The sequence below is a fragment of the Methanolobus mangrovi genome (genome assembly GCF_031312535.1).
GTDB classification, from domain to species: Archaea; Halobacteriota; Methanosarcinia; order Methanosarcinales; family Methanosarcinaceae; genus Methanolobus; species Methanolobus mangrovi.
This window is the reverse complement of record NZ_CP133594.1, coordinates 12,806-36,418: the sequence shown is the minus strand read 5'-3', so window position 1 is coordinate 36,418 and position 23,613 is coordinate 12,806. Positions and strand designations below refer to the sequence as shown.

The window sequence follows — 23,613 nt, the reverse complement described above, 5'->3', positions numbered from 1 at the left end:
AAAAACGAAGCTCAATGAGCTTCATATCTTTTTTATTCCAATGACATAGGATGCTGAAAAAAAGTTAAAAGTGTTATTATGCAGAATATTCCTGCACCATAATCTTAGAAGCCATCCCCATACCAAGTGCATAGTCACACCCATTCAGGGATACGATGAGAGAACCATTTATGCCTCTTTTTACTTTAAGCAGAGTGTTCTCTATAAAGCCCATTGACCTGAGACGGTTAAGCAGGGAACTACCTGCATTAATAGAAATGATCTTGCTGTCCTTACCTTCCGGCATCATTACAAGCGGTATGATCGGAGCCATTTTTTCACCTCTGTCGTTTTGTAGAAAGACGGTATTTGGAAAAATACCATGCATTAGCATTCTCGTGCAATATTAGGCAACCCTAATATTACTTGACACTGCAATATAGTGTTTTATTCTATATATAAGTTCCCAGCTCTGAATATAAGTTGTGTTTTAAACAATTTTACTTGCCTGACCAACACAAGAGATTTAAAGTTTAATCCGAATCCATACAACAATGTCCCTTAGTAAAAACGAAAACAAAATACCGGAACTGGCAATGGGCGTAAGAAACCTTGCAGCTCTGAAAGCCTGCAAAGAAAATGCAGATGCAGTCTACTTCTCGCTTGACAGGCTTAGCCTCCGGTCCAGGGCACAGGAAATCACAACTGAGATACTTGCTGGTTTTGTTGAAGAGATACATAACAATAAAATGAAGGGATATCTGGCAGTCAATTCCGTAATATACCCCGATAATCTCAAAGAACTGGATGAAGTACTTGAGTGCGCTGCTTCTGCAAATGTAGATGCGGTGATTGCGTGGGATCCTGCAACAATTATGAAAGCTGCGGAAAAAGACCTGAAAATACATATCTCGACCCAGGCAAATGTATCGAACCAGATGTCTGCAGAGTTCTACAGATCACTGGGAGCCAGCAGGGTAGTACTGGCAAGGGAACTTAGTCTTGAACAGATCAAAGAGATCAGAGAAGACACCAAAATAGAACTTGAAGTATTTGTGCACGGAGCAGTTTGCCAGGGCATCTCCGGCAGATGTTACCTTTCAGCATATCTTCTTGGGAAATCCGGAAACTGTGGAGAGTGCAGCCAGCCGTGCCGCTGGGAATGGTCCCTGCATTCGGATAACGGAGCAATTGTGGATATCGAGGGCAAGTACCTCATGAGTGCAAAGGACCTCTGTATGATAGAGCATATACCTGAACTTATTGAGGCGGGCGTAGATGCCTTTAAGGTTGAAGGAAGACTCCGAAACCCCGGCTACACCGCCGCTGTGTCACAATGTTATCGTCAGGCACTTGATCTTTTCAAGGATGGCAAATACGAAAGAAGTAACATCATCCCTCTGAAAGAGAGAATGGCACTTGAATATAACAGAGGCTTTTCAACAGGATTCTATTTTGGATATCCCGGACCTGACAGCCTTGCAAATGATTGTGACATGAACGCATCACACGTAAAAAGAGAAGCTGTCGGAGTAGTCACAAATTACTATCCGAAACAGTCAGCAGCAGCAGTAAATCTACTGGAACTAGGATTGAATACCGGAGATACCATCATTATTGAAGGTAGCACCACCTACCTAGAACAGGAAGTATTATCCATTGTTCATGAAGGTAAAAATGTAAATTCAATTGAGAGAGGAAATGAAATTGGTCTTGAAGTAGAAGATGTTGTTCGCAAAAACGACCGTGTTTTCAAAATAAATAGGGACAAAACAGAATAATACTTACATGTCAGGTTTAACGATTTTCCCGGACTATCACCACTAATGTACTTTTTTATATCCAATCATCGATTTCCTGAAAATATACTAACTATATATTTTACTAACAAACATATATTTCAGGTAGACAAGGTTCTTATGAAAAATAGTAGATAGAGAGTTTTGGATTGGAACCACCATTCCAAAACAAAATCCCGTATTTCAATGAACAATGTCTGAGGATATGATAAAATCATGAATTATAATGAGTCTACTAAGAAAGAGCTTATCAAAAAAGCTAAAAACTCAGTAATAGACTTCAATGATGATGAAGCAACAAATGTGGCAATCGAAACCATCAGGTCAGGCGTCGACCCCATAGATGTAATCGAAGAAGGATTTATAGAAGGTATGAAAACCGTAGGAGACCGGTTTGAAGAAGGAAAGCTGTCACTTATGGAAATACTCACAGCATCAAAAACCATGAACATGGGTATTGAAATACTAAAACCTGCAGCCATTAGTGCACATGAAAATAGCTGTTTTTTTGGAAATATTATGTTAACTTTATAACTTAGATAAAGTATGCCCATGCATACAATATCCTTTCTGTTTTTTCACCAATTAGCGGTCACCAACAATAGCAAATGGTATATCTATATATAGAGATATTAATTTTTAATTATTTTACCAGGAGAATACTATGGATACTTTCATGCAAAGTGCTATTGAGGAAGCTAAAAAAGGACTTGAAGAAGGAGGGATCCCCATAGGATCAGTCCTTGTAAGGAAAGGAGAGATTATCAGCAGAGGACATAACAGGAGAGTGCAACACGATGATCCGCTGGCACATGCTGAAATAGATTGCATCCGTAATGCAGGTAGAATAGGAAAATATAACGACACAGTCATTTATTCAACATTAATGCCTTGCTACCTTTGTGCAGGAGCAATAGTACAGTTTGGAATCAAGAAAGTCATTGCAGGCGAATCAGATACATTTGAAGGAGCTGCCGATTTCATGAGAGAGCATGGCGTTGAAGTAGTTGATCTTAATATAGAAGAATGCAAGGAAATTATGAAAGAATTCATTCGTGAAAAACCAGATATCTGGTATGAGGATATTGGCAAATAAACCCTTATGCCTTTTTTACAGTTGCCCAGAATATACTTCCTTTCCCTGCAGGATTGTCATTAACACCTATTTTGCCACCATGTAATTCAATTATTCTTTGAGCGATTGCAAGACCAAGCCCGGAACCTTTTACAGCCTTCTTCTTCTCACCAAGACGCTTGAAACGATTGAACACCAGTTGCTTATCTTTATCAGGTATACCTTCACCTGAATCTGTTACCATAACCTTCCATTCACCATCATAGTCCTGTACTTCAACCACCACAACACTATCAGAAGGACCATATTTTATGGCGTTGGAAATGAAATTGACAAATACACCATCAATGAGAGGATTCACTATAGCGGGATGTGATTTTCCTACCTTCACATCAATGGTTATGTTCTTTTCCGTTAGTTGGGGTTCAAACTCCTGGATTACATTGCGAATTATAGCTGCAAGATCCATGGATTTGAAATCCAGCTCATCAGTATCCTCAAGCCTTGCAAATTTTGCAGCCGACTCGATCATCCCTATAAGACGGGACACATTATTCCCTATCAATTGGAGTTTATATTTTTTATTTGCATCAACTTCTTCCTCTAAAAGCATATCATTGAAACCTTTGACAACACCTGCAGGATTTAAGAGATCATGGCGGAGTATATCAGTAAAAAGGTCTTTTAGTTCATTTGAGCTTTTGAGTTGGGATGCATATTGATTTAACCTGGACTCGACTTCCTTGCGCTCGGATATGTCCCTAACAACACAGATCATACCTTTATCGAAAGCAGTAAGAGATACTTCATGGAAAAATGTACTGCCGTCCTTCTTCTTGCCAAGCAGTTCACCTTTCCACTTCCCTTTCAGGTTAAACTTAGATAGCACATCATTAGCAACCCGTTCTATCTCAGAATCATTATAGAGAAATTCCCATTTTTTCCCAATTATCTCATCCGGACCATTATATCCAAAGATACTGGCATGAGCATCATTGACATAAGTAAATGTACCTTTCTCATTCATGATGGCCATCCCATCTATGGAAGCTTCCATGGCACGGTTTTGCTCCCGGAGTTTCTCTGCTGCTCTTTTTTGTGCAGTTACATCCATACCGGAACAAAGAATTCCTTTTACATTACCGACCTCATCAGTCAGGGATTTTGAGTACCAGGAAATCACGAGTTGTTCGTTTTGTTTTGTGACTACAGGACACTCATAATAGTTGATATTGCACTCAATTTTGTCCAGTGCACTGGTAAAATGCTTTTCCATTTCAGACCTTGATGCCTCAGGAATAAAATGATGAAGTAAGTTCTGCCCCAAAACGTCTCCCTCATTAGTATAACCCAGAATTTCAAGACCCCTTTTGTTTATGAGAGTGATATTCTGTTCTGTGTCAAGAACCAGCATCATCACTGCTGCCACATCAAGATAGTTTTGTGCCTGATCACGTTCCCTGACAAGATTATCATGAAGGTCTTTGATGCGGAGTAAAGAATTCACCCTCATTTTAAGTTCAAGCCTGTCGACAGGTTTCGTGAGAAAATCATCCGCCTTTGCCTCCATACCTCTTAACCGGTCCTCCCTCCCCGATAAAGCTGTTACCAGAACAACCGGTATGAATCGGGTCTTTTCCGAGCTTTTTATCTGCTCGCAAACCTGATAACCATTAATGTCAGGCATCATTACATCAAGAAGTACCAGATCAGGAATCTCCCGGAAAACGATATCCAAAGCCTCACGTCCATTATATGCAGACAGTACTTCATAATCCAATTGCAGGTAAGCCTGAAGCAGCTCAACATTCATTGGTTCATCATCTACAACAAGAATCCGGGGCTTATCAGATAGTTCCATAATCTTTTTTAGTCATTCTGTCAATTGATCTCATTCCAAGCCGCAGCAAAACAAAGTTCAAGATTTCGTTTGTAAGGTATATTTTATTCACCTACAGATATCTTGAAAGTACTTAACACATAACCAACTTTTTTTATGGCGTTAAGAGATATTATATAATACTTAAGGATTTCTAATCATTATAAGTGTATCTTTTTTTATAATATATGATATAAAATTAAAATAGTTATACACATAGACAAAATGATGCACGGTTAAAAAATAACAAGTAATCAACCTATTTCAGTATGGCAATGTCAGCCATTATGCACATAAAAGACATCATAGATCCTATTGTATGCCCTGTAGTAATAACCAACCATATACAGATTAACACAGAGACATTATAGCCAGGATTAACAAAAATAAAAAAACAAGAGGAAAAGAACACCCTATGAAAGAGTGTTCCAAAATAATTAATAATATCTACGGAGGAAGAATACCATTGAAATTGCAAGAACTGACATAGATCCTTCAAATCCTGGAATAGAACTCTTATGTAGTGTTTCTACAGGGCCATCATCATCCACATCTGTTTGATCTAAAATACTATTAGAAATATCCACTGTTTCTTTTGTATCAGAAGATACATCCACAATAACTAATTCTTCCTCTTCAGAAACTTCATCAACGACTACGGCCTCTGCTACAGAGTCCTCAATTGTAACCCTCTTTATAGGATAGAGGATGTATCCGCCATTGGTACCTTTACCTGAGTCAGATGATTTAAAGTACCAATCACCAGTAATAAGTGTCGTTGCACCTGCATCAACAGTAATGGTAATAGATTTGCTGTTGGATAATACAAGTCCGGCCCCAAGTGCTTCATCTACTTCGAAATTACCGAACTCATCACCGGATTGCACTTCCACATAACTATCTTTGTCAGCCAGCCAGGTATATTTTAGAACTGCAAAATTATCTTCCTGGCCTGCAAATATGGAATCTACGTAGGTGAGGAAATATATGTGTTCAGAACCATCGGCACAATCCTCTTCGACAGAGTATATCCTGTCATTATTTGTACCGTCTGTTGAGATTACACCAGTATCAAGTTCTTCTTCATTTTTATAAAGAGTCAAATAACATTTACCACCATCAATATCCACCGCATTCAGTACAAGCGAATAACCACCCTTCATTTCCCATTTCTCACCACTTTTAAGGGTTTTCTTGTCGTTTTCACCCTGCTGAATCAGAATCTTTGCAATATTCGTTGCATCATTATCCACTGCACAGTAAGATGTACCAAACAAGGAAAGAGTATAGAATTTAGTTACCTTTGTAATGTTATCCTCTTCTGAATATACCTTGTACTTTGAAGCAACCTGACTGGTGATATAGATTAACTCCCCTTCATCGATTATATGAGCTGTTGGATTGGACGAACCTATTGAAGGATTTCCACCATCATCTGCAAAATAAAGGTGTTCTCCTGAACCTGCAGTAAGCTGAGTATGTTTATTTGCAGAATAATATAAGCCCGGAAAAGTTGAATAGTCCCATGAGATATTTCCGGCATCAACTGAACCAGTATCCTGTGGAGTTCCCCTAATATCCACAGTTGTTGCCATAGAGGGAGATACAGTTATAAAAATAAACATGAACAATATACGTATCATTACTTTTTTTTGTGATTTGTGTGTCATTGTTAGCCTCCAAGTTATTTGCCCATCCTACCAACTATTGTGATTTTTAGCGTTATGTTCTAACAAACATAATGTTATATAAGAGTATCTTGATCCTGAACGAGGAATTCAAAAATACAGAGAACCCCAATACAAGTGAATCAAAAATAAAAAACGTCAGCTTACCAGACAATATACAGAATGATAGTAGAAAATAATTAAAAGAGAATACAACCTGGAATTACTTCCAGATTATGCTTGCAGGTTTTCTTCCAGGGATATTATGTATCCTGTATTCAGGATAACCGAACATCATTGCATGCTGCATAACATGGCCTTCAGGCAGTCCTAGTTCGTCTATCAGGGGCTGGTAGGAGCTTGCTGCAACTTTAAGGAATCCTGCCCAGCATGCACCCAGACCATAGGCAGGAACAGCAAGTTCAAACCATGAAAGAGCAATGATACAATCTGTGTATGACATTTCATCATCAGGAGCATAGGCGATTGCAAGATGAGGAGCTCCACGACAGATTGGGTCTGCACCCATATCATAAGCAGATATCATGGATAACATCACTGGTTTCATTGGATGTTCCTGATCGGATGCCGAGAGCTCACGCATCCAGTCAATTACCAGAGATGTGATCTTGCGTACTTCATCATGGTCATGGATCATCAGCCAGTGCACTGGTTGGTTATTGATCCCGGAAGGAGCGTAACGAACAATATCCAGTATGTTTTCAATTGTTTTTTTATCAACAGGTTCGTCTTTATAATTACGGATGGAACGGCGCATACGCATGTAAGAACCCAGTTTATCAGAACTCATATCCTGAGTGATGGATGCAGACACAAGAGAATGTGTTGTACTGAACATTGGAGATATTGCCCCTTCCGGACAGAATGATTCACAAGCTCCACATTTTATACAAACACTATCCATGGCATCTGGCATGAAAGGCATACCGTCTTCGCCATCAGGAAGAATCAAACCAACCGGACATATTTGTGTACATATCCCACAGCGAGTACACAATTGTGGATTAAAAGATATTGTTGCCATTTTACAGAACACTCCCCATTTATTAGACTATAAAGCAAATAGACTTATGTTTATCGCTAACAATGGAATTACATCAAAGATAATATATCCTTTCAAATAGTATGTACACCCAAGATATATAAGAGCACTTTTTTGAACTGAGAATTAATCATGGCAAGCCAAAAAATGATAGTAATGGACGTTATAAAAAAAGCTGACGTCCTTCTGGAAGTAGTTGATGCCCGTTTCCCCGATGACACACGGAACAGTGAAATCGAGCGCGAATTAGGTCGCCTCAACAAACCATTCATAATAGTACTTAACAAGTGTGACCTTGTATCAAAGGAAAGTCTTGAAAAAGCTAAAAACCGCTTGTCAAAAATAGCACCTGCTATTTTTGTGTCATCAAAAGAAAAATTTGGGACCACAATGCTGAGATACAAAATACTGGAAGTTGCAGATATACAGGACCGGAACATAACCGTGGGTTGTATAGGATACCCAAATACAGGAAAGTCCTCGGTAATCAACAGCGTTGTCGGAAGGGGTAAAGCTCCAACATCTTCAATCTCCGGGTATACAAAAGGAGTACAAATAATCAATGCAGGTTCACGCATTGTTTTTCTGGATAGCCCCGGCGTGTTTCCCTTTGATGAACATGATGAATACATACAGGGACTACTTGGTATCAAGGATTCAACTCACCTAAAAGATCCTATTGGTGTCGCTCTGAAAATCATTGAGAGACTTATCGAGGGAAACAAGGAACAACTCGAATCCTTCTACAATGTGAGTATCAGAGATGAGAATTCCTATGATATTCTTGAGATGATAGGAATGCAAAGTAATTATCTGAAGAAGAAAGGTGAAATTGATGAAACCAGAGCCGCTGTCAAAATAATAAATGACTGGCAAAAAGGATATCTTCTGGCAGAAGAACTATAAATCCAAAAGTGTTAATAAATTGCATAAATTTCTAATATGAGGTGCTGAAATGGTAGAATGGAAAAAGGATCTAGGGCTGGAAGGAAGGATGATATTGACGATGTTCCTGCTGGCTGCAGTTTACCTTTTCTTTTTGGTATTCCTTGCATCTATGGGTACACCCCAAACATTCATGCTCCTGTTCATCGCTTTGTTCATGGGAGCACAGTACTATTACTCAGATAAGCTAGTCCTCTGGACAATGAATGCAAGACTTGTTTCAGAGTCAGAAGAACCAAAACTTCATGAAACAATTACAAGACTATGCGTAATAGCTGGTTTGCCAAAACCCAAAGTGGCAGTTGTAGACACCTCGGTACCCAATGCCTTTGCAACCGGAAGAGGTCCAAAGAATGCAGTTGTTGCTGTGACCACAGGACTTATGCGCAAACTTGACCAGGGGGAACTGGAAGCGGTACTTGCACATGAGCTAAGCCATGTGAAGAACAGGGACATGGCAATATTGACAATTGCCAGTTTTATTTCAACCCTGGCATTCTATATTGTAAGATATAGTTTTTATTTTGGTGCTTTCGGAGGCAACCGCAGGAATTCAAATGGCGGTTTTGTTGCAATCTGGATTGTTTCCATATTAGTATGGATAATCAGTTTCCTTCTGATACGTGCCCTTTCAAGATACAGAGAATTTGCAGCAGACAGAGGATCTGCACAAATAACAGGAAATCCTGTGAATCTTATCTCTGCACTGAGAAAGATCAGCGGAACTATGGCAAACGTGCCTACCGAAGACCTGCGTAAAGTTGAAGGCATGAATGCATTCTTCATAATACCTGCAGTATCCGGCTCCATGATGAGCCTTATATCAACTCACCCTTCCATGGAAAAAAGGATTGCTGCACTTGAGAAGATACAGAGGGAGATAGAACTCTGATGGGTATTCGTGATATGTTCAATTCAGTGCTTGGAAGGGGTAAAGTGCCTGAAGCGAAAACGGACAGGCTTTTTGCCATATCCACTGCAGTCATAACTCTGGAAATGAACCTGAATCTAAAACCTTCTTCGGTAGCAGGCATATGTTTCAAGTCTATGGAAATGTCAAAATACCAGAATGCAAGGGAAGAAATAGAGCAGCTTCTTAAATTCAGCACCAAAGAGACAGGGACAGATTACAATATTGAAAAGGACGAATACAATTTCCTGTGGGTTTTATTGAAAGATAAGGATTTTGAAGACCTTGTAACAAACATACACATGATATCCCAGACCCTAATAGAAGAAGGGTTTGGAGGACAAATACTGTGTGCTGTTTACAGATTCGAAAGCGACGGACCTGTTTATTGGATATATAATTTCAAACAGGGAAATTACTATCCTTTCGCACCACAGGGAAAAAATAATAGGGATAATTCAATGGAGTTCAGGCTCAAATCATTGATGGAAAAGGAACTCCCTATAGAAAAAGATGTGGGGAAATGGTATCCCCTCTGGACTATGCCTTTTTAGGGCATAACCAGATTTAGTTTTTACAATTTTAGAATTATACCTGATATTTAATCTTCAAATATCCCGACGCCTGTAAAGATATCTTTTGCCTCTTCGAAGGTAAGGTCACCTGGTGGAACGATAATATCAGATTCCACTATTTGAGAATCATCGATCTGTTTTCCATTAGATTTAATCATATCAATGAGCTTTGAGAGTTCTGCCCGGTATTCCTCTTTATTATCCTTAGAGACAAGGTCCACTATTTTGTTATCAATTACATTCAGTTCATCGAAAAGACTGCTTGGTACTTCATACTGGCCTTCGCCAACTATCCTTATGATCATTTACCTGCCTCCTTTTTGAGTTTCTCAAGTTCGAGATCGACACTCGAACTGGTATTTATCTTTGCAAGCTCCCTGTCAATATCATCACCGCTGCTGGCAAGATCATCAAGTGTACCTACTTCTATGAGTTCATCAAGTGCAGATGCACGGGCCTTCATCTGATCGGTCTTGTTCTCTGCCCTTTCTATTGCCAGACCTACATCGGCCATTTCTTCACTAATACCGGATACCGACTCATTGATCTTGACCTGGGCCTCTGCTGCAGAATACTGTGCTTTGATGGTTTCCTTCTTTGTCCTGAACACTTCTACCTTGGTCGACAGACGCTTTTCGGCTGCAACAAGTTTATCCTGTTCCTTTTCAAGTTCAGCGATCTGTTGGTCAAGACCCTGGATCTGAATTGCAAGACCGCTTTTTCTCTCAAGGGCCAGACGTGCCAGATCTTCCCTGTCAGCCGTTATAGCTTCCTTTGCCTGGCCATCGAGTTTTTCAATATTCTGTGATAATTTCGATCGCTGTAATTGGAGTCTCTTTTTTGATGTTGCTACTTCCGCAACACCTCTTTTAACATCCTGGAGCATTTCGAGTTGCTTCTCATAAGAGTAATCAAGTGTTTCTCGAGGATCTTCCATACGATCCATCAATTTATTCATTTTCGATTTGACTACTGTTCCCATCCTGTTGAATAAACCCATTTCATTCCTCCTGACAATATAGCATAATAAAGATATAAAGTCAAAACTGGCATAAATGCCTTCCCAACCAAATGATAAGAACATATTCTGATCAAAGGACTTCTTGACAAGGGCAGGATATATAGCATAACCAATAGAATAATAATATTAAATGGAGTGGGTTCAAATAAATAGAAAGAGGACATCCATATCTCCCTTACAATATGATTTCTGATGGAGAAGCAACCATGGTCAATACAAATTACAATGATGATAATATATTCAGGAGCCAGAGACTTGCTGTGTTTGCCGATGTACAGAACATGTTTTATTCTGCAAGGAATAATTATTCGGACAGCCGCCTGGATTATGAAAAATTGCTTGCCACAGTACTGAAAAACAGACAACTGATAAGGGCAATTGCATATCTGGTCGAAACTGAGGATATTGACCAGTCAGGATTCAAGTACCATTTAAGGAACTTCGGATGGGAAGTCCGATCCAAACAGCTCAAAATAAGGCCTGACGGATCCACTAAAGGTGATTGGGATATGGGAATAGCCATTGATGCAATAGCCATATCCGAGAAGGTAGATACTGTTGTGCTTGTAAGCGGCGATGGAGATTTTACAGCTCTTGTCAATCACCTTAAAGCCTGTGGAGTACGCGTTGAAGTTCACTCTTTTGAAAGGAATACCGCAGCAGAACTTATCAGCTCAGCTACAGAGTACTATCCGATAGATGAAAGTATACTTCGTAGAAAATAAGATCATAAATTATTTGAGTTCATTTCAATAAAACATAAACCCATTTAAAGGTTAAAATTAATTTACCGTTATGTCAAGCAGGTACAAGATACCAGATCCTCTTACACTTATTCACCCGCGTTCATTGAAAAATCTTAATTATCATCTACATGAACTTGTAAAAAGCAGACTCTGGCTAAAGATCCTCATAGGGATGATGCTTGGGATCATTACAGGACTTGTGCTTGGCCCTTCAACTGGCATTTTGAGCAAGGAAATGTCATACACCATCGGAGAATGGTTGGCATTGCCAGGATATATATTCCTTGCACTTCTTCAGATGATAGTTGTACCGCTTGTTTTTGCATCCATTATCAGAGGGATTGCATCTGGCGAGGATATGGAACAACTGAAAAAAATAGGCCTTCGTACAGTTGCATACTTTCTTGTTACCACTGCGCTTGCAATATTTATTGGACTGACCCTTGCACTGACAATAAATCCGGGGATGTACATTAGTAGCGAACTTGTCCAGAATACCATAATATCAGATACTGCTCAGGTAGCTAGCACCGAGATGACCACCCCTGGCGTCTCTGAGCTTCCGAGTATGATAACTACTATTGTTCCGACAAATCCTTTAGGATCACTTGCAACCGGGGAGATGCTTCAGGTAGTTCTGTTTTCAGTAATAATAGGTGTGGCCCTTGTTTCAATGACTCCTGCGCAATCCAAACCATTGCTGGAATTATTAGGATCTTTACAGGAGGTTAGCATGACTGTGGTCCGTTGGAGTATGTTACTAGCCCCAATTGCTGTTTTCGGGCTTATAAGTAAATTCACGCTTAATCTCGGAATTGATGCCCTGCTAGGAATGCTGGTTTATGTAGGTACGGTACTGCTGGGGCTGCTAATGATGTTAGTGTTCTATATGCTAGTCATCCTGGCAGTGACAGGAAAGAATCCAATCAATTTCCTGAGATCAATAAGAGATGTATTGTTGCTTGCGTTTTCCACATCAAGTTCTGCTGCAGTTATGCCACTGTCAATTAAGACTGCTGAAGAGAATATGGGAGTAAGGCCATCCATATCCCAATTCGTTATTCCTCTTGGTGCTACAATTAATATGAATGGTACAGCTCTTTACCAGAGTATTGCAGCTGTTTTTCTTGCACAGGCATTTGGAATAGAACTTGGTTTTATCGAACTGTTAATTATAATGATAACTGTTGTGGGAGCTTCAATAGGTACTCCCTCCACACCAGGAGTTGGTATTGTTATCCTTGCCTTGATACTGAGCTCTGTAGGTATACCCACCGCAGGTATTGCACTCATAATAGGAGTTGACAGGATACTTGATATGAGCCGTACCGCAGTAAATGTTACCGGAGACCTTGTCACATGCGTTGTTATGGATAAATGGGTAAGCGGTAAGAAAACAGCTAATGAAGAATTCATTGAAGTAGCTAAACACGAAGCACAAAGAAGAGCACTTGGTGAAGATGTCATAATTACTACACAAGAATAATAGTAGTAGTATTTCTTATGCCAACAATTTAAGCAAGTTTAAGCCTTTGCCACGCTAAAGTGTGGCTTCTACTTTATACCAGTTTTAAAAACGATTCAAGTATGGAATACAGGATAAAAATCAATGCACCATCAGTATCAAAAATAAAAGGAACTTCCTCAGAAAGATTAGTACCATCAACATAAAACAGAGTCATCAAGTATCTGCTCAAATTATCCCCCATTAGCAGACGGAACTGAGATGGAATCATAATAGAATGATTTACCGGATTTAAGCATGGCTAATAAAACATATCGTTATACGCATGCATACTCAAAAGAAAGTAAGATTAATAATTAACATAAAACAAACAAAAGTAAGAATAACAAATAGATTAGTTGTAGTAAAAACCAGTTAGAAAAAGTTATTGTTTATGAGTGAGTTGGCAGCGATCCAGAGTTCCCGAAGACTCTCGTACTTCAGTACAGTAAGGAACGCTGGCGGGCTTATCTTCTGTGTTCGGGATGGGTACAGGAATCTCCCCGCCGCTATGGCCGCCAAACTCTCTCATAATGAATAGTAAATGGTAAAGCCAAGGTCCGGATTCGAACCGGAATGGAATCGCTCTGCAGGCGATTGCGTAGCCGCTCCGCCACCTTGGCAACAAGCGATTCATAAATGAATCAATTACACTTATACTTTACCTTGAGTTCGTGTATATTAAACATGCACATATCAGATTTCGCCTGGACAAAGCAAGACGGACAGGCACGGGTTATTAGTAGCCGCGGACTGAACACCTCGTTGCCTTGGTGCGTACATCCCGACCCTATCAAACCGGTCTTTTACCGGGACCCTTAACGTAGTCTCTTTTCAAGTCAGATTTCGAGCTTAGATGCATTCAGCTCTTATTCCTTAGCGCGTAGCTGCTCAGCAATGCCCTGTCGGACAACTGATACACCAGTGGCGCCGCTACTCTGTTCCTCTCGTACTAAAAGTAGCTTACCCTCAGACTACAGACACCTCTAGTAGATAGTAACCGACCTGTCTCACGACGGTCTAAACCCAGCTCACGATCTCCTTTAATAGGCGAACAACCTCACCCTTGGCCGCTGCTGCACGGCCAGGATGGAAAGAACCGACATCGAAGTAGCAAGCTGCCGGGTCGATATGTGCTCTTGCCGGCAACAACTCAATTATCCCCGGGGTAACTTTTCTGTCATTTTTGGCTCGCACCAAGCGAGCACAAAAGTTCGCTAGAACCGACTTTCGTCTCGTCATCCACTACTGTGCTGAATAACGTCAGGCTGACTTATGCTCTTGCACTCTTCAGTGGGTTTCCGACCCACTTGAGTCAACCTTTGTGCGCCCTTGATATCTTTTCAAGGGCGTCCCGCCCCAGGCAAACTGCCCACCTATCGGGGTCCTCCTCTCGGAGTTAGGGTCGTAATTTCAGAAGGGTAGTGTCCCAACGGCGACTCCAGTGATGCTGGCGCACCACCTTCGATGTCTCCTACCTACACTGTACATCCAAAATCACAACCCAACGACAGGCTGCAGTAAAGCTCCACGGGGTCTTCACTTCCCCCTAGAGGTCTCTAGACTGTGCACTAGAAAGTAAGCTTCACCGGACTCTGGCTAGGGACAGTAGAGCTCTCATTGATCCATTCATGCAAGTCGCCAATTAAGCGACAAGGTACTACGCTACCTTAAGAGGGTCATAGTTACCCCCGCTGTTTACAGGCCCTTCGATCCGTTGAACCGGAGTTTCAGGTACCTGCACTGAGCAGGATTCAGAGATCGTACTAGCCCTTACGGGTTTGCGATCTCCTATGTTGATATTAGACAGTTAGAGCTCTCTTGTCACTGCGACCTGCTGTCTTCACAGCAGGCACTCCTTCTCCCGAAGTTACGGAGCTAATTTGCCGAATTCCCTTAGCCAAATTGTATCCGACACGCCTTAGCCTTTTCAGCTAGGGGCACCTGTGTCAGTTCTCGGTACGGACCCTTGACTTCCTTTTCACGGGTTCCCGGGTGCAGCTGACTTTCGCCATAACACATTCGCCCGCTTCTCGCCATTACGGCTCTCCACGGGATTCGGTGCTTAGACGGCGCGACGGCGCCGCTCAACCTGCCCAAAAACGTCAGTTTATTGTCAAGAGGTACAGGAATATTAACCTGTTTCCCTTTCGGCGTACTCGAATTACGGTACGTCTTAGGACCGACTAACCCTCGGCTGACGATCATTGCCGAGGAAACCTAGCCCCTTCGGCGGATAGGATTCTCACCTATCTATGCTGTTACTATTACCAGGATTTTCGTTTCCGCACGGTCCACAGGACTTCACAGCCCTGCTTCTGCCCGAACGCAACGCCTTCCTACGAGATCACCTTGCGGTGCTCCGTGGTATCGGTGGTCGACTTGAGCCCCGTCCATTTTCGGGGCCCCAAACCTCGACTGGTGGGCTGTTACGCACTCTTTAAAGGATAGCTGCTTCTAAGCTAACCTTCCAGCTGTCTAGGGCTTAGGACGCCCTTTAGTATTAACACTTAGTCGACACTTGGGGACCTTAACCACGGGCTGGGTTGTCTCCCTTACGGACTACAAGCTTACCCCAGTAGTCCGGACTCCAACTTTCTTAGACGACGGTGAGTTTGGAGTTTGACAAGTGGCTGAGGAATTTCTTCCCCGGGACCACCAATCAGTGCTCTACTTCACCGACTATCTCCAGTTAGGTCATGCTTCGACATGTTTCGGAAGGAACCAGCTGATGCCGGGTTAGATTAGCCTTTCACTCCGAGACGCAGGTCACACGAATGATTTGCAGATCAATACCGCTTGCGGTCCTCCACGTAGCTTTCGCCACGCTTCAACCTGCCCACGCCTAGATCACCCGGCTTCGGGTCGTACCCTAATGACTCCACGCACTTGTATACGCCGCTCCTCGCCTTACGGCTGCGAGCATGTTGCTTTCGCTTCGGCTTCCTATGTAAAAAGTTAGCCATCGCCATTTGAATACACTCCCTGGCCCGTTCTTCAAAACGTAAGATATGACATTGGCAATAACGCCCGTACTGCAGCCTCGCGGCTGTTTCCTTCGCGTTAAAGATCCTTTAACGCCATATCGCTCCATCGCCTCCAGGTTTCAGGCACTTTTAACCTCCCTTCTTGGGGTACTTTTCAGTTTTCGGTCACCCTACTAGTTCACTATCGGTCTCAAGAAGTATTTAGTTTTGGAAGTTGGTGCCTCCCAAATTCACGCGGGAATTCCGACCCACGTTACTCAGGCCACATTCCAGATCCTTTGGTTGTTATTTACGTGACTATCACACTCTTTGGTCTAACGTTCCAGAAAAGTTCAATTCCAACCAAGTGGGATCTTTAGAAAAGGCCTACAACACCACATCTCCCGCACGTTACCGGCGGGATTCAGTTTGAACTGTGCCGTGTTCATTCGCCATTACTAGCGGCATCTCTTCGATTTCTTTTCCTGCCCCTACTAAGATGCTTCAATTCGGGGCGTTCCCGATCATTACTGATCAACACACAAAATGTGTTAGGAAGACCCATTAGGAGATCCCAGGTTCATAGGCTCCATGCACCTACCCTGGGCTTATCGCAGCTTGGCACGTCCCTCATCAGCCCTTGAGCCGAGCCATCCACCTGAAGGCATATTTACCAGAGTCCATCTCACTTTGTCCAGTGAGCGTCTGATATATGCATGCATATACACGATCTCATTGCAGCCGTTGTTGCTTCGACCACTTCATCCTTCCCCGAAAAAGTTACTTCTCGGGTGCACTAAATAATGGACTTGCTGGGATTCGAACCCAGGGCCTTCGCCTTGCAAAGGCGACGATCTCCCAACTGATCTACAAGCCCTCCTGGATTCGCCTTTTTTGAATCCATGTAGATTATTTCGGATTTGACAGTTTTTCGATTTCTGACCGGTAAGTGGTGATCGGCGTTGTGCCGATCTGCTTAGGAGGTGATCCAGCCGCAGATTCCCCTACGGCTACCTTGTTACGACTTAACCCCCCTTGCGAAATTTAGGTTCGAACACGGCACTAGGTCCGTGCCCTCACCCATACCTCACTCGGGTGGTTTGACGGGCGGTGTGTGCAAGGAGCAGGGACGTATTCACCGCGCTATATTGAAACGCGATTACTACGGATTCCAGCTTCATGAGGGCGAGTTACAGCCCTCAATTCGAACTAAGGCCGGGTTTATGAGATTACCAACCCCTTTCGGGGTAGGAGCCCATTGTCCCGGTCATTGTAGCCCGCGTGTAGCCCTGGAGATTCGGGGCATACTGACCTACCGTAGCCCGCACCTTCCTCTGGTTTAGCACCAGCGGTCCCCACAGAGTACCCATCATCCCGAAGGATATGCTGGCAACAGTGGGCACGGGTCTCGCTCGTTGCCTGACTTAACAGGATGCTTCACAGTACGAACTGACGACGGCCATGCACCTCCTCTCAGCGATTCAGGTAAGACCTTCAGCCTGACCTACATATTGCTGTCGCCCCAGGTGAGTTTTCCGGCGTTGAGTCCAATTAAACCGCAGGCTCCACCCGTTGTAGTGCTCCCCCGCCAATTCCTTTAAGTTTCAGCCTTGCGGCCGTACTTCCCAGGTGGCTCGCTTCACGGCTTCCCTGCGGCACCTGAAACGGTCGCACCGTCCCAGACACCTAGCGAGCATCGTTTACGGCTGGGACTACCCGGGTATCTAATCCGGTTCGTGCCCCCAGCTTTCGTCCCTCACCGTCGGACCCGTTCTGGTAAGACGCCTTCGCCACTGGTGGTCCCACAAGGATTACAAGATTTCACTCCTACCCCTGTAGTACCTCTTACCTCTCCCGGTCCCAAGTCTGACAGTATCCCCCGGAAGCCTAACAGTTGAGCTGTCAGATTTCCCGGAAGACTGATCAAACCGGCTACGGACCCTTTAGACCCAATAATAGTGGCCACCACTCGGGCCGCCGGTGTTACCGCGGCGGCTGGCACCGGTCTTGCCCGGCCCTTGCTAACACATGCTATTTATACATGCGGACAGCCAACATAAGATGCTGGCACTCAGTATCCCCTTATCGCGGTTTCCCGCATTGTAAAGTTTTCGCGCCTGCTGCGCCCCGTAGGGCCTGGATTCATGTCTCAGAATCCATCTCCGGGCTCTTGCTCTCACAACCCGTACCCGTCGTCGGCTAGTAGGTACACTACACCCACTACAACCTGATAGGCCGCAGATTCATCCTAAGGCGCCGGAGCTTTTGACCACAGAACATTCCAGTATCTATGGTATATTAGGGATTATCACCAGTTTCCCGGAGTTATACCTAACCTTAGGGCAGATTATCCACGTGTTACTGAGCAGTACGCCATGTTTACGAAAAACATTTGACTCGCATGGCTTAATCGAATACTGATAGCAGTGACCTCTGGCAGGATCAACCAGAATTGTTAATCCACACACAAAAGTATATTATTTTGGAAGTCATTTAAGGAATCATTAGGAAAGAACTCTCACTAGAGAATTTCTTTTCACATGCACTTAGTTGGTTAATTCCAATAATTTAGTAGTTGTTCACTACCGGTCAGAATTAACCGAACTGCCAAATCCAACGTCAGACAAGAAATAACTCTTGCCTCCACTTGTTAAAAGGCGGTGATTGTAAGTTCTCGCGCGATTCACGCGGACTCCTTCAAAGGTCATCATCCTATATATACCTTCCGAATCAGGAGATTCGAAGGCAAAGGATGAACCTTTGTGACACCTGCCCGATGAAATGAAATTAGTACTTCATCATATGCTTCACGTAGAGTCATTATCATGATGCAGTGACGCACCATTGTGCTCAACGCGAGCACCCTTACAAGTCAATGCTTGTATAAAAGGGTTGCGGAGAAATGTCAATTAACGATTGTGACTTTTCATATTATTTTGCCACGGTTATAAAATATATAAACAACCCACCCAAATATAGAAGACACCAAAACAAACTATTTTCTTTACTTCTTAAGGACATTCATGAGCTTTATCCATTTTCGAGCCACAAACACAGTTTTGCCAGCTTCGCGGGCAATCTTTTCAAGAAAACACCCACGTATAAACTTATCAGAAAATGCCAGATGGCCGCACCGATGAATATGCAATCCTGTTTTCTGTCCCCAAAGACAGACTTTTCACCATATTGCCTGAAATTAAGAATTTCATACTCAAGCCCACGCCTTCGAAAAAGGTGACAAGATCCCTAAAAGCTATAAAAGCTCGGCAATACCCCCACCATTGTGATGGAAAAATAGTTAAGCTCAGGTTAAGGCTTACAGGAATATCAACATCATGGACATATTGAATTAGATAAGCACTTTTGTCTGGAATATCCCATAATAGCCCCATAACCATTTGACAAGAAAATACCAGATCATCCTAAAAGGGAACTGCAATTTATTCAAAATGAAAAGTGCTCACGGATAAAATATAGTGCGGGAGGTGCGATTCGAACGCACGAACTCCTACGAGACAGGGTCCTAAGCCCTGCGCCTTTGGCCAGGCTGGGCAACCCCCGCATTAAAGAATATGTTGTAAACATATACTTTACATATTAATATTGCGGAGTGATGATTTTACTCTTCCCCTTGGATGCCAGTTTACTCATTTTCTTCTCCCTGAGCATCCTAAGCTCACCGGCAATCATTATCATAACTACCAGAAACATCAGAAAATCTGAAATCGGTGTTGCAAACCAGACCCCTGAAAGACCAAAGTGAACAGGCAATATGAACAGCAAAGGCAGAAGGAATACGAATATTTTCCCCAAGTGTATGAAAAGTGCAGACCATACCTTGTTCACTGACTGATAGTACGTAGCATTGACAACTATTACACCCTGCACAAGCAACGATACCATGAATATCTTCATAGCACTAGCCGTAACAGCGAGCAGTTGTGGATCATTATGGTTAAAGATACTTACAATCAACTCTGAAAAGAGGAACACAATACCAAAACCGATCATCCCTACTGCAAAACTGACAGCCATGGCTATTTTCAATGCCCTGTGAACTCGACCATAAAGCCCTGCACCATAATTAAAGCCGACTATTGGTTGCACACCCATGGCTATTCCCTCAAAAAGCATGTAGAACATGGAGAAGGAATAATCGATTATCCCAAAAGCTGAGACTGAAAGTTCGGAGCCATATTTTAGTAATACGAAATTGTGAGCCAACAGCAACACTGCTATAGAGAACTGCATTGCAAAAGACGGCATACCAGTCTTCACTATCTGCAGTATTGTCCTGTAATCAAAACCCATGCTACTGAGACTTACCTTTAACTTCGCCTTACTGCTGAACAGATAAGAAGCCAGCATAATTGCCATCATTGCAAAAGCCGCTACTGTGGCAACTGCAGCACCCATCATCCCCATACCCAGCTCCATGATGAATATATAGTCAAGTAATATGTTGGCCAACACCGATACCACCATGACCTTCATAGCAAGAACAGGCCTGCCATCATTCCTGACAAGAGGCTCCAGGGCAAGGGCAAAGAGTATGAATATAACCCCTGCAAAGATCACACTCAGGTAATCATCCACCATAATGCCTACAACATCCCCAGCCCCAAGGAAGCGGATCAAGGACTCGGCAAATACATGACCCAGCACCATTATTACAATACCAGTAACCAACAACATGGAGAATACACTGGATACGACTTCCACAGCCCTGCCCCGGTTCGACTTCCCAAGTTCAAGAGCTACCAGACTTGAAGATCCCATGCCCGCCATAATACCAATAGCGACGATTAACATCAGAACAGGGAATGCAAGTGTTACTGCTGCAAGCCCCTGGCTGCCTACGCCATTGCCAATGAAGAAACCATCTACTATGGTTTGTATACCGGCAATTACAATGCCTGCAATTGCAGGGAGAGTAAATCGGCAAAAAAGAGACCAGACACTATCGTGACGTAGTTGGTGCTCATTTACCATCCTCACCACCCTCAAGATTTGCATCGATCTTCTGCCACAGTTTTACAAAAAGAGAAAATTCATCATCATCCAGTATTTCCCTGATCCGCGCATATAGCCTTGTATCGGCAAAGTCCTGGAACTTGATGAACTCTACACCTTTTTCAGTCAGACTCAACAAAGTAACCCTCTTATCACTAGAGGACGGACTGATCACCAAAAGCCCTTTATTGACAAGCTTATGAACCATAGCACTTGCAGAAGGCTTGGTCACATCCATAGTCCGGGCAAGTTCCGACAGGGAAGGAGCACCAAGAGTGTGTATATTTTTGATGTACAAATAGGCATTAAGGCTTAAAGCCCCATATTCCCCCGAGAACTCGTATTCTTTTAAAAGACGATTATAATACTCGTCGAGTTTCTCAAAGGAAAAGTGCATTTCCGTTTTTTCAATCATTGTTGTTAGTAAGCCTAACTAACTATATAACACATATGGCCCATTATATAAAAGTATTTGAAAATAATTAGACAGCCTTGAAAATTGAAAGTGCATAATTACGTTCCCGGGAATGATCCACAATCGCTTGCGGGTAATCAATTCCAGTAAGTGCCTGCCCTTTGTCCAGAGAATGAATTATCTTTGGTTCAATTTCTGCCAGCTCAGGAACCAATTGTTTGATGTAAAGGCATTTTTTATCGAACTTTCTCTGCTGAAGCCAGGGATTGAAAATACGGAAATAAGGCTGAGAATCTGCACCTGTGGATGCAGCCCACTGCCAGTTACCATTATTGACGCATGGATCATAGTCCACAAGCTTACTGGCAAAATAACGTTCACCCCATTTCCAATCAATATGCAGATCCTTAACGAGGAAAGAAGCAACTATCATCCTCACACGGTTGTGCATATAGCCAGTGGTATTGAGTTCACGCATACCAGCATCGACAATCGGGAAGCCGGTCTGGCCTGCACACCACGCATCAAAAAGGCCCTTATCATCGGACCATGAAAGGGCATCGAACTTTTGCTTGAAAGCATGTTTAAAAACATGAGGAAATGCAATAGCAATGTGTGTGAAAAAGTCGCGCCAGTGAAGTTCATTGATAAGAGTGTGATCTGTGCCGAGTTCATCCACCACATAGTGATAGAATTCCCTTATTGATATCGTGCCGAATTTATTGTGAGCTGACAGGCCGGTAGTTCCATGTATTGAAGGATAGTCACGTTCTTTATCATAGTTCGCGAATTTCCAGAGTTCCTGCAAAATAGACAGTGCATGGCTTCTGCCACCTTTTGTGAACAGAAGGTCATTTTGGTAATGAGAGGATAACCCGGAAAGGTTAACCTGCTCCAGACCGATGTCCCCTGAATAGAATTTACCCCCAACCTGCATAACCGGAAGAGGAACTTCCTTTTTTGAGGCTTTCCTGAAGAATTGAGAGAACACTTTGTAGGGCATCCCCTCATTGGTAAGGACAGTACCGGGCTCATGGAGCAGAGAGTCGTGATAACTTACCACATCGATACCTGCATCATGGCACGTAACGGTTATCGCATCATCCCGCTTCCTACTGAAAGGTGTGTAATCCATGTTAAAAAATACTGCATCAATGCCCTGTATCTCATTGATATCCATTATGATATTTTCAGGAAGTCCGGAGAAAAGTAGCAGTTTGCCACCAATAGATCCTAATTGATCTTCAAGATCAGACAGGCATTCCAGAAGTAACTGGAATGTATTGTGATTAAAGTATTTCCTGTTTTCATCTGCAAGTCTCGGGTCGAACATAAAGCAGGGGATGACCTCGTCCGACAGCTCCAGAGCGCTGTTCAGAGCAGTGTTATCATCTACACGAAGGTCACGCCTGAATATGAAAAGAGAACGTTTGTATTTGTTACCCAATCATTCCACCTCAATGGCAACTTCATTGCGCATAAGAGATGGAGGAATCCATGGCGGATGGTAACGCATCAGGAAAAAGTCCCCTTTGGTAACCAGACCATGCGTATCAACCTGGGACCTGAGTAGAACCCTGTTCTTTTCAATAGCATTATCGTTGGCATAACCAGAGAATGTAATTGCAGCTACCTTTCGGGCAGGAATGACGCGGATGAAAATATCATCCCTTTCAGGCTCAGGAGCATTATTGATATCGTAGTCTTCCGGCAATATAAAGGACATATTGACAGATGATCCCTCGCCAAAAGTGATCACAGGAGATGTCATATTTATCTTTGTTTTTTCTTTGTTGTTGCCTGATATGTAAGCCGCAAGCGCAGAGAATACTGCACCGGAATCATTTGCCTCTGCTGATACCACAGTTAACTCACCGTACTGCCTGACTTCCACACCGTTGCCCAACTCATAAAGTGTTTCGTATTCAATTTGTTTCGTGGTCATAGAAACATACACCCCCGACATTAACCACATAGCGACCATAACAGTAGCCACCATCATTATAGCAAAGACGGGCCCCGCTTTGTCCATAATAGGAGATTGCTCCAAAAGTTA

General features: G+C 42.8%; 18 protein-coding genes, 3 tRNA genes and 3 rRNA genes. 8 read left to right on the top strand and 16 right to left on the bottom strand.

Translation table 11 applies throughout. The features are described 5' to 3' along the window. Positions 1–76: 76 nt before the first annotated feature. Positions 77–313, bottom strand: a complete 237-nt coding sequence (locus RE476_RS00195; protein ID WP_309308069.1) for a FeoA family protein — start codon at positions 311–313, stop codon at positions 77–79. Positions 314–533: 220 nt separating this feature from the next. Here RE476_RS00195 and RE476_RS00190 point away from each other — a divergent pair, with 220 nt between their 5' ends. The 3 genes from RE476_RS00190 (at position 534) to RE476_RS00180 (ending at position 2,874) form a co-directional block, all read left to right on the top strand. Continuing rightward, positions 534–1,760 carry a peptidase U32 family protein gene (locus tag RE476_RS00190; RefSeq protein ID WP_309308068.1) on the top strand — a complete coding sequence of 409 codons (1,227 nt, stop codon included), beginning with the start codon at positions 534–536 and terminating at the stop codon, positions 1,758–1,760. Positions 1,761–1,994: 234 nt separating this feature from the next. Further along, positions 1,995–2,312, top strand: coding sequence for a cobalamin B12-binding domain-containing protein (locus RE476_RS00185; protein ID WP_309308067.1), 318 nt, complete (start codon positions 1,995–1,997; stop codon positions 2,310–2,312). A 130-nt stretch (positions 2,313–2,442) separates the two neighbouring features. Further along, positions 2,443–2,874, top strand: coding sequence for a nucleoside deaminase (locus RE476_RS00180; protein ID WP_309308066.1), 432 nt, complete (start codon positions 2,443–2,445; stop codon positions 2,872–2,874). Between the two features lie 4 nt (positions 2,875–2,878). On the opposite strand, the gene RE476_RS00175 is transcribed toward RE476_RS00180, so the two are convergent. The 3 genes from RE476_RS00175 to RE476_RS00165 all read right to left on the bottom strand — a co-directional run bounded on the left by RE476_RS00175 (position 2,879) and on the right by RE476_RS00165 (position 7,444). Continuing rightward, positions 2,879–4,714, bottom strand: a complete 1,836-nt coding sequence (locus RE476_RS00175) for a PAS domain S-box protein (RefSeq protein WP_309308065.1) — start codon at positions 4,712–4,714, stop codon at positions 2,879–2,881. A gap of 455 nt (positions 4,715–5,169) precedes the next feature. Further along, a complete protein-coding gene (locus RE476_RS00170) occupies positions 5,170–6,402 on the bottom strand; it encodes an S-layer protein domain-containing protein (RefSeq protein ID WP_309308064.1) in 1,233 nt (410 codons plus the stop codon). 220 nt (positions 6,403–6,622) lie between these two features. Then, positions 6,623–7,444, bottom strand: a complete 822-nt coding sequence (locus RE476_RS00165; RefSeq protein WP_309308063.1) for a nitroreductase family protein — start codon at positions 7,442–7,444, stop codon at positions 6,623–6,625. A 150-nt stretch (positions 7,445–7,594) separates the two neighbouring features. On the opposite strand from RE476_RS00165, the gene RE476_RS00160 reads away from it, so the two are divergent. From RE476_RS00160 to pspAB, 3 genes are read left to right on the top strand one after another with little or no spacing between them, the layout of a single operon-like run. Continuing rightward, complete coding sequence (locus RE476_RS00160; protein WP_309308062.1) at positions 7,595–8,368, top strand: GTPase; 774 nt, start codon at positions 7,595–7,597, stop codon at positions 8,366–8,368. A gap of 49 nt (positions 8,369–8,417) precedes the next feature. Next, positions 8,418–9,299 carry a zinc metalloprotease HtpX gene (gene htpX, locus RE476_RS00155; RefSeq protein WP_309308061.1) on the top strand — a complete coding sequence of 294 codons (882 nt, stop codon included), beginning with the start codon at positions 8,418–8,420 and terminating at the stop codon, positions 9,297–9,299. Then, a complete protein-coding gene (gene pspAB, locus RE476_RS00150) occupies positions 9,299–9,871 on the top strand; it encodes a PspA-associated protein PspAB (RefSeq protein ID WP_309308060.1) in 573 nt (190 codons plus the stop codon). The genes htpX and pspAB overlap by 1 nt, the downstream gene beginning before the upstream one ends. 47 nt (positions 9,872–9,918) lie before the next feature. Here the strand turns inward: pspAB and pspAA are convergent, their stop codons facing one another. Both pspAA and RE476_RS00140 read right to left on the bottom strand, forming a co-directional pair. Continuing rightward, the gene (gene pspAA, locus RE476_RS00145; protein ID WP_309308059.1) at positions 9,919–10,197 is read right to left on the bottom strand and encodes a PspA-associated protein PspAA; all 279 of its coding nucleotides are present in this window, start codon (positions 10,195–10,197) and stop codon (positions 9,919–9,921) included. Then, complete coding sequence (locus tag RE476_RS00140; protein WP_309308058.1) at positions 10,194–10,892, bottom strand: PspA/IM30 family protein; 699 nt, start codon at positions 10,890–10,892, stop codon at positions 10,194–10,196. The genes pspAA and RE476_RS00140 overlap by 4 nt, the downstream gene beginning before the upstream one ends. Before the next feature lie 203 nt (positions 10,893–11,095). On the opposite strand from RE476_RS00140, the gene RE476_RS00135 reads away from it, so the two are divergent. Both RE476_RS00135 and RE476_RS00130 read left to right on the top strand, forming a co-directional pair. Beyond that, positions 11,096–11,638 (top strand): LabA-like NYN domain-containing protein, encoded by a 543-nt coding sequence (locus RE476_RS00135; RefSeq protein WP_309308057.1) that lies wholly within the window; start codon positions 11,096–11,098, stop codon positions 11,636–11,638. Between the two features lie 70 nt (positions 11,639–11,708). Continuing rightward, positions 11,709–13,145 (top strand): dicarboxylate/amino acid:cation symporter, encoded by a 1,437-nt coding sequence (locus tag RE476_RS00130; RefSeq protein ID WP_309308055.1) that lies wholly within the window; start codon positions 11,709–11,711, stop codon positions 13,143–13,145. A 419-nt stretch (positions 13,146–13,564) separates the two neighbouring features. Here the strand turns inward: RE476_RS00130 and rrf are convergent. The 10 genes from rrf to RE476_RS00080 form a co-directional block, all read right to left on the bottom strand. Then, positions 13,565–13,686 (bottom strand): 5S ribosomal RNA (gene rrf / locus RE476_RS00125). Positions 13,687–13,714: 28 nt separating this feature from the next. After that, positions 13,715–13,786 (bottom strand) — tRNA-Cys (locus RE476_RS00120). A 98-nt stretch (positions 13,787–13,884) separates the two neighbouring features. After that, positions 13,885–16,811: ribosomal RNA gene (locus RE476_RS00115) — 23S ribosomal RNA — on the bottom strand. 122 nt (positions 16,812–16,933) lie between these two features. After that, positions 16,934–17,006: transfer RNA gene (locus RE476_RS00110), tRNA-Ala, on the bottom strand. A gap of 101 nt (positions 17,007–17,107) precedes the next feature. After that, positions 17,108–18,582, bottom strand: a 16S ribosomal RNA gene (locus tag RE476_RS00105). Together the 16S, 23S and 5S rRNA genes with 2 tRNA genes alongside form the textbook arrangement of a ribosomal RNA operon. Before the next feature lie 1,024 nt (positions 18,583–19,606). Beyond that, a tRNA-Leu gene (locus tag RE476_RS00100) sits at positions 19,607–19,691 on the bottom strand. A gap of 35 nt (positions 19,692–19,726) precedes the next feature. Continuing rightward, entirely contained in the window at positions 19,727–21,121 is a 1,395-nt protein-coding gene (locus RE476_RS00095; protein WP_309308054.1) for an MATE family efflux transporter, read from the bottom strand. Next, positions 21,111–21,557, bottom strand: coding sequence for a MarR family winged helix-turn-helix transcriptional regulator (locus RE476_RS00090; protein WP_309308053.1), 447 nt, complete (start codon positions 21,555–21,557; stop codon positions 21,111–21,113). Before RE476_RS00090 ends, RE476_RS00095 begins: the two co-directional genes overlap by 11 nt. Before the next feature lie 67 nt (positions 21,558–21,624). Beyond that, positions 21,625–23,004, bottom strand: a complete 1,380-nt coding sequence (locus RE476_RS00085) for a cryptochrome/photolyase family protein (RefSeq protein WP_309308052.1) — start codon at positions 23,002–23,004, stop codon at positions 21,625–21,627. Beyond that, the gene (locus RE476_RS00080; RefSeq protein WP_309308051.1) at positions 23,005–23,502 is read right to left on the bottom strand and encodes an SOUL family heme-binding protein; all 498 of its coding nucleotides are present in this window, start codon (positions 23,500–23,502) and stop codon (positions 23,005–23,007) included. It lies immediately after the preceding gene. Between the last annotated feature and the right edge of the window lie 111 nt (positions 23,503–23,613).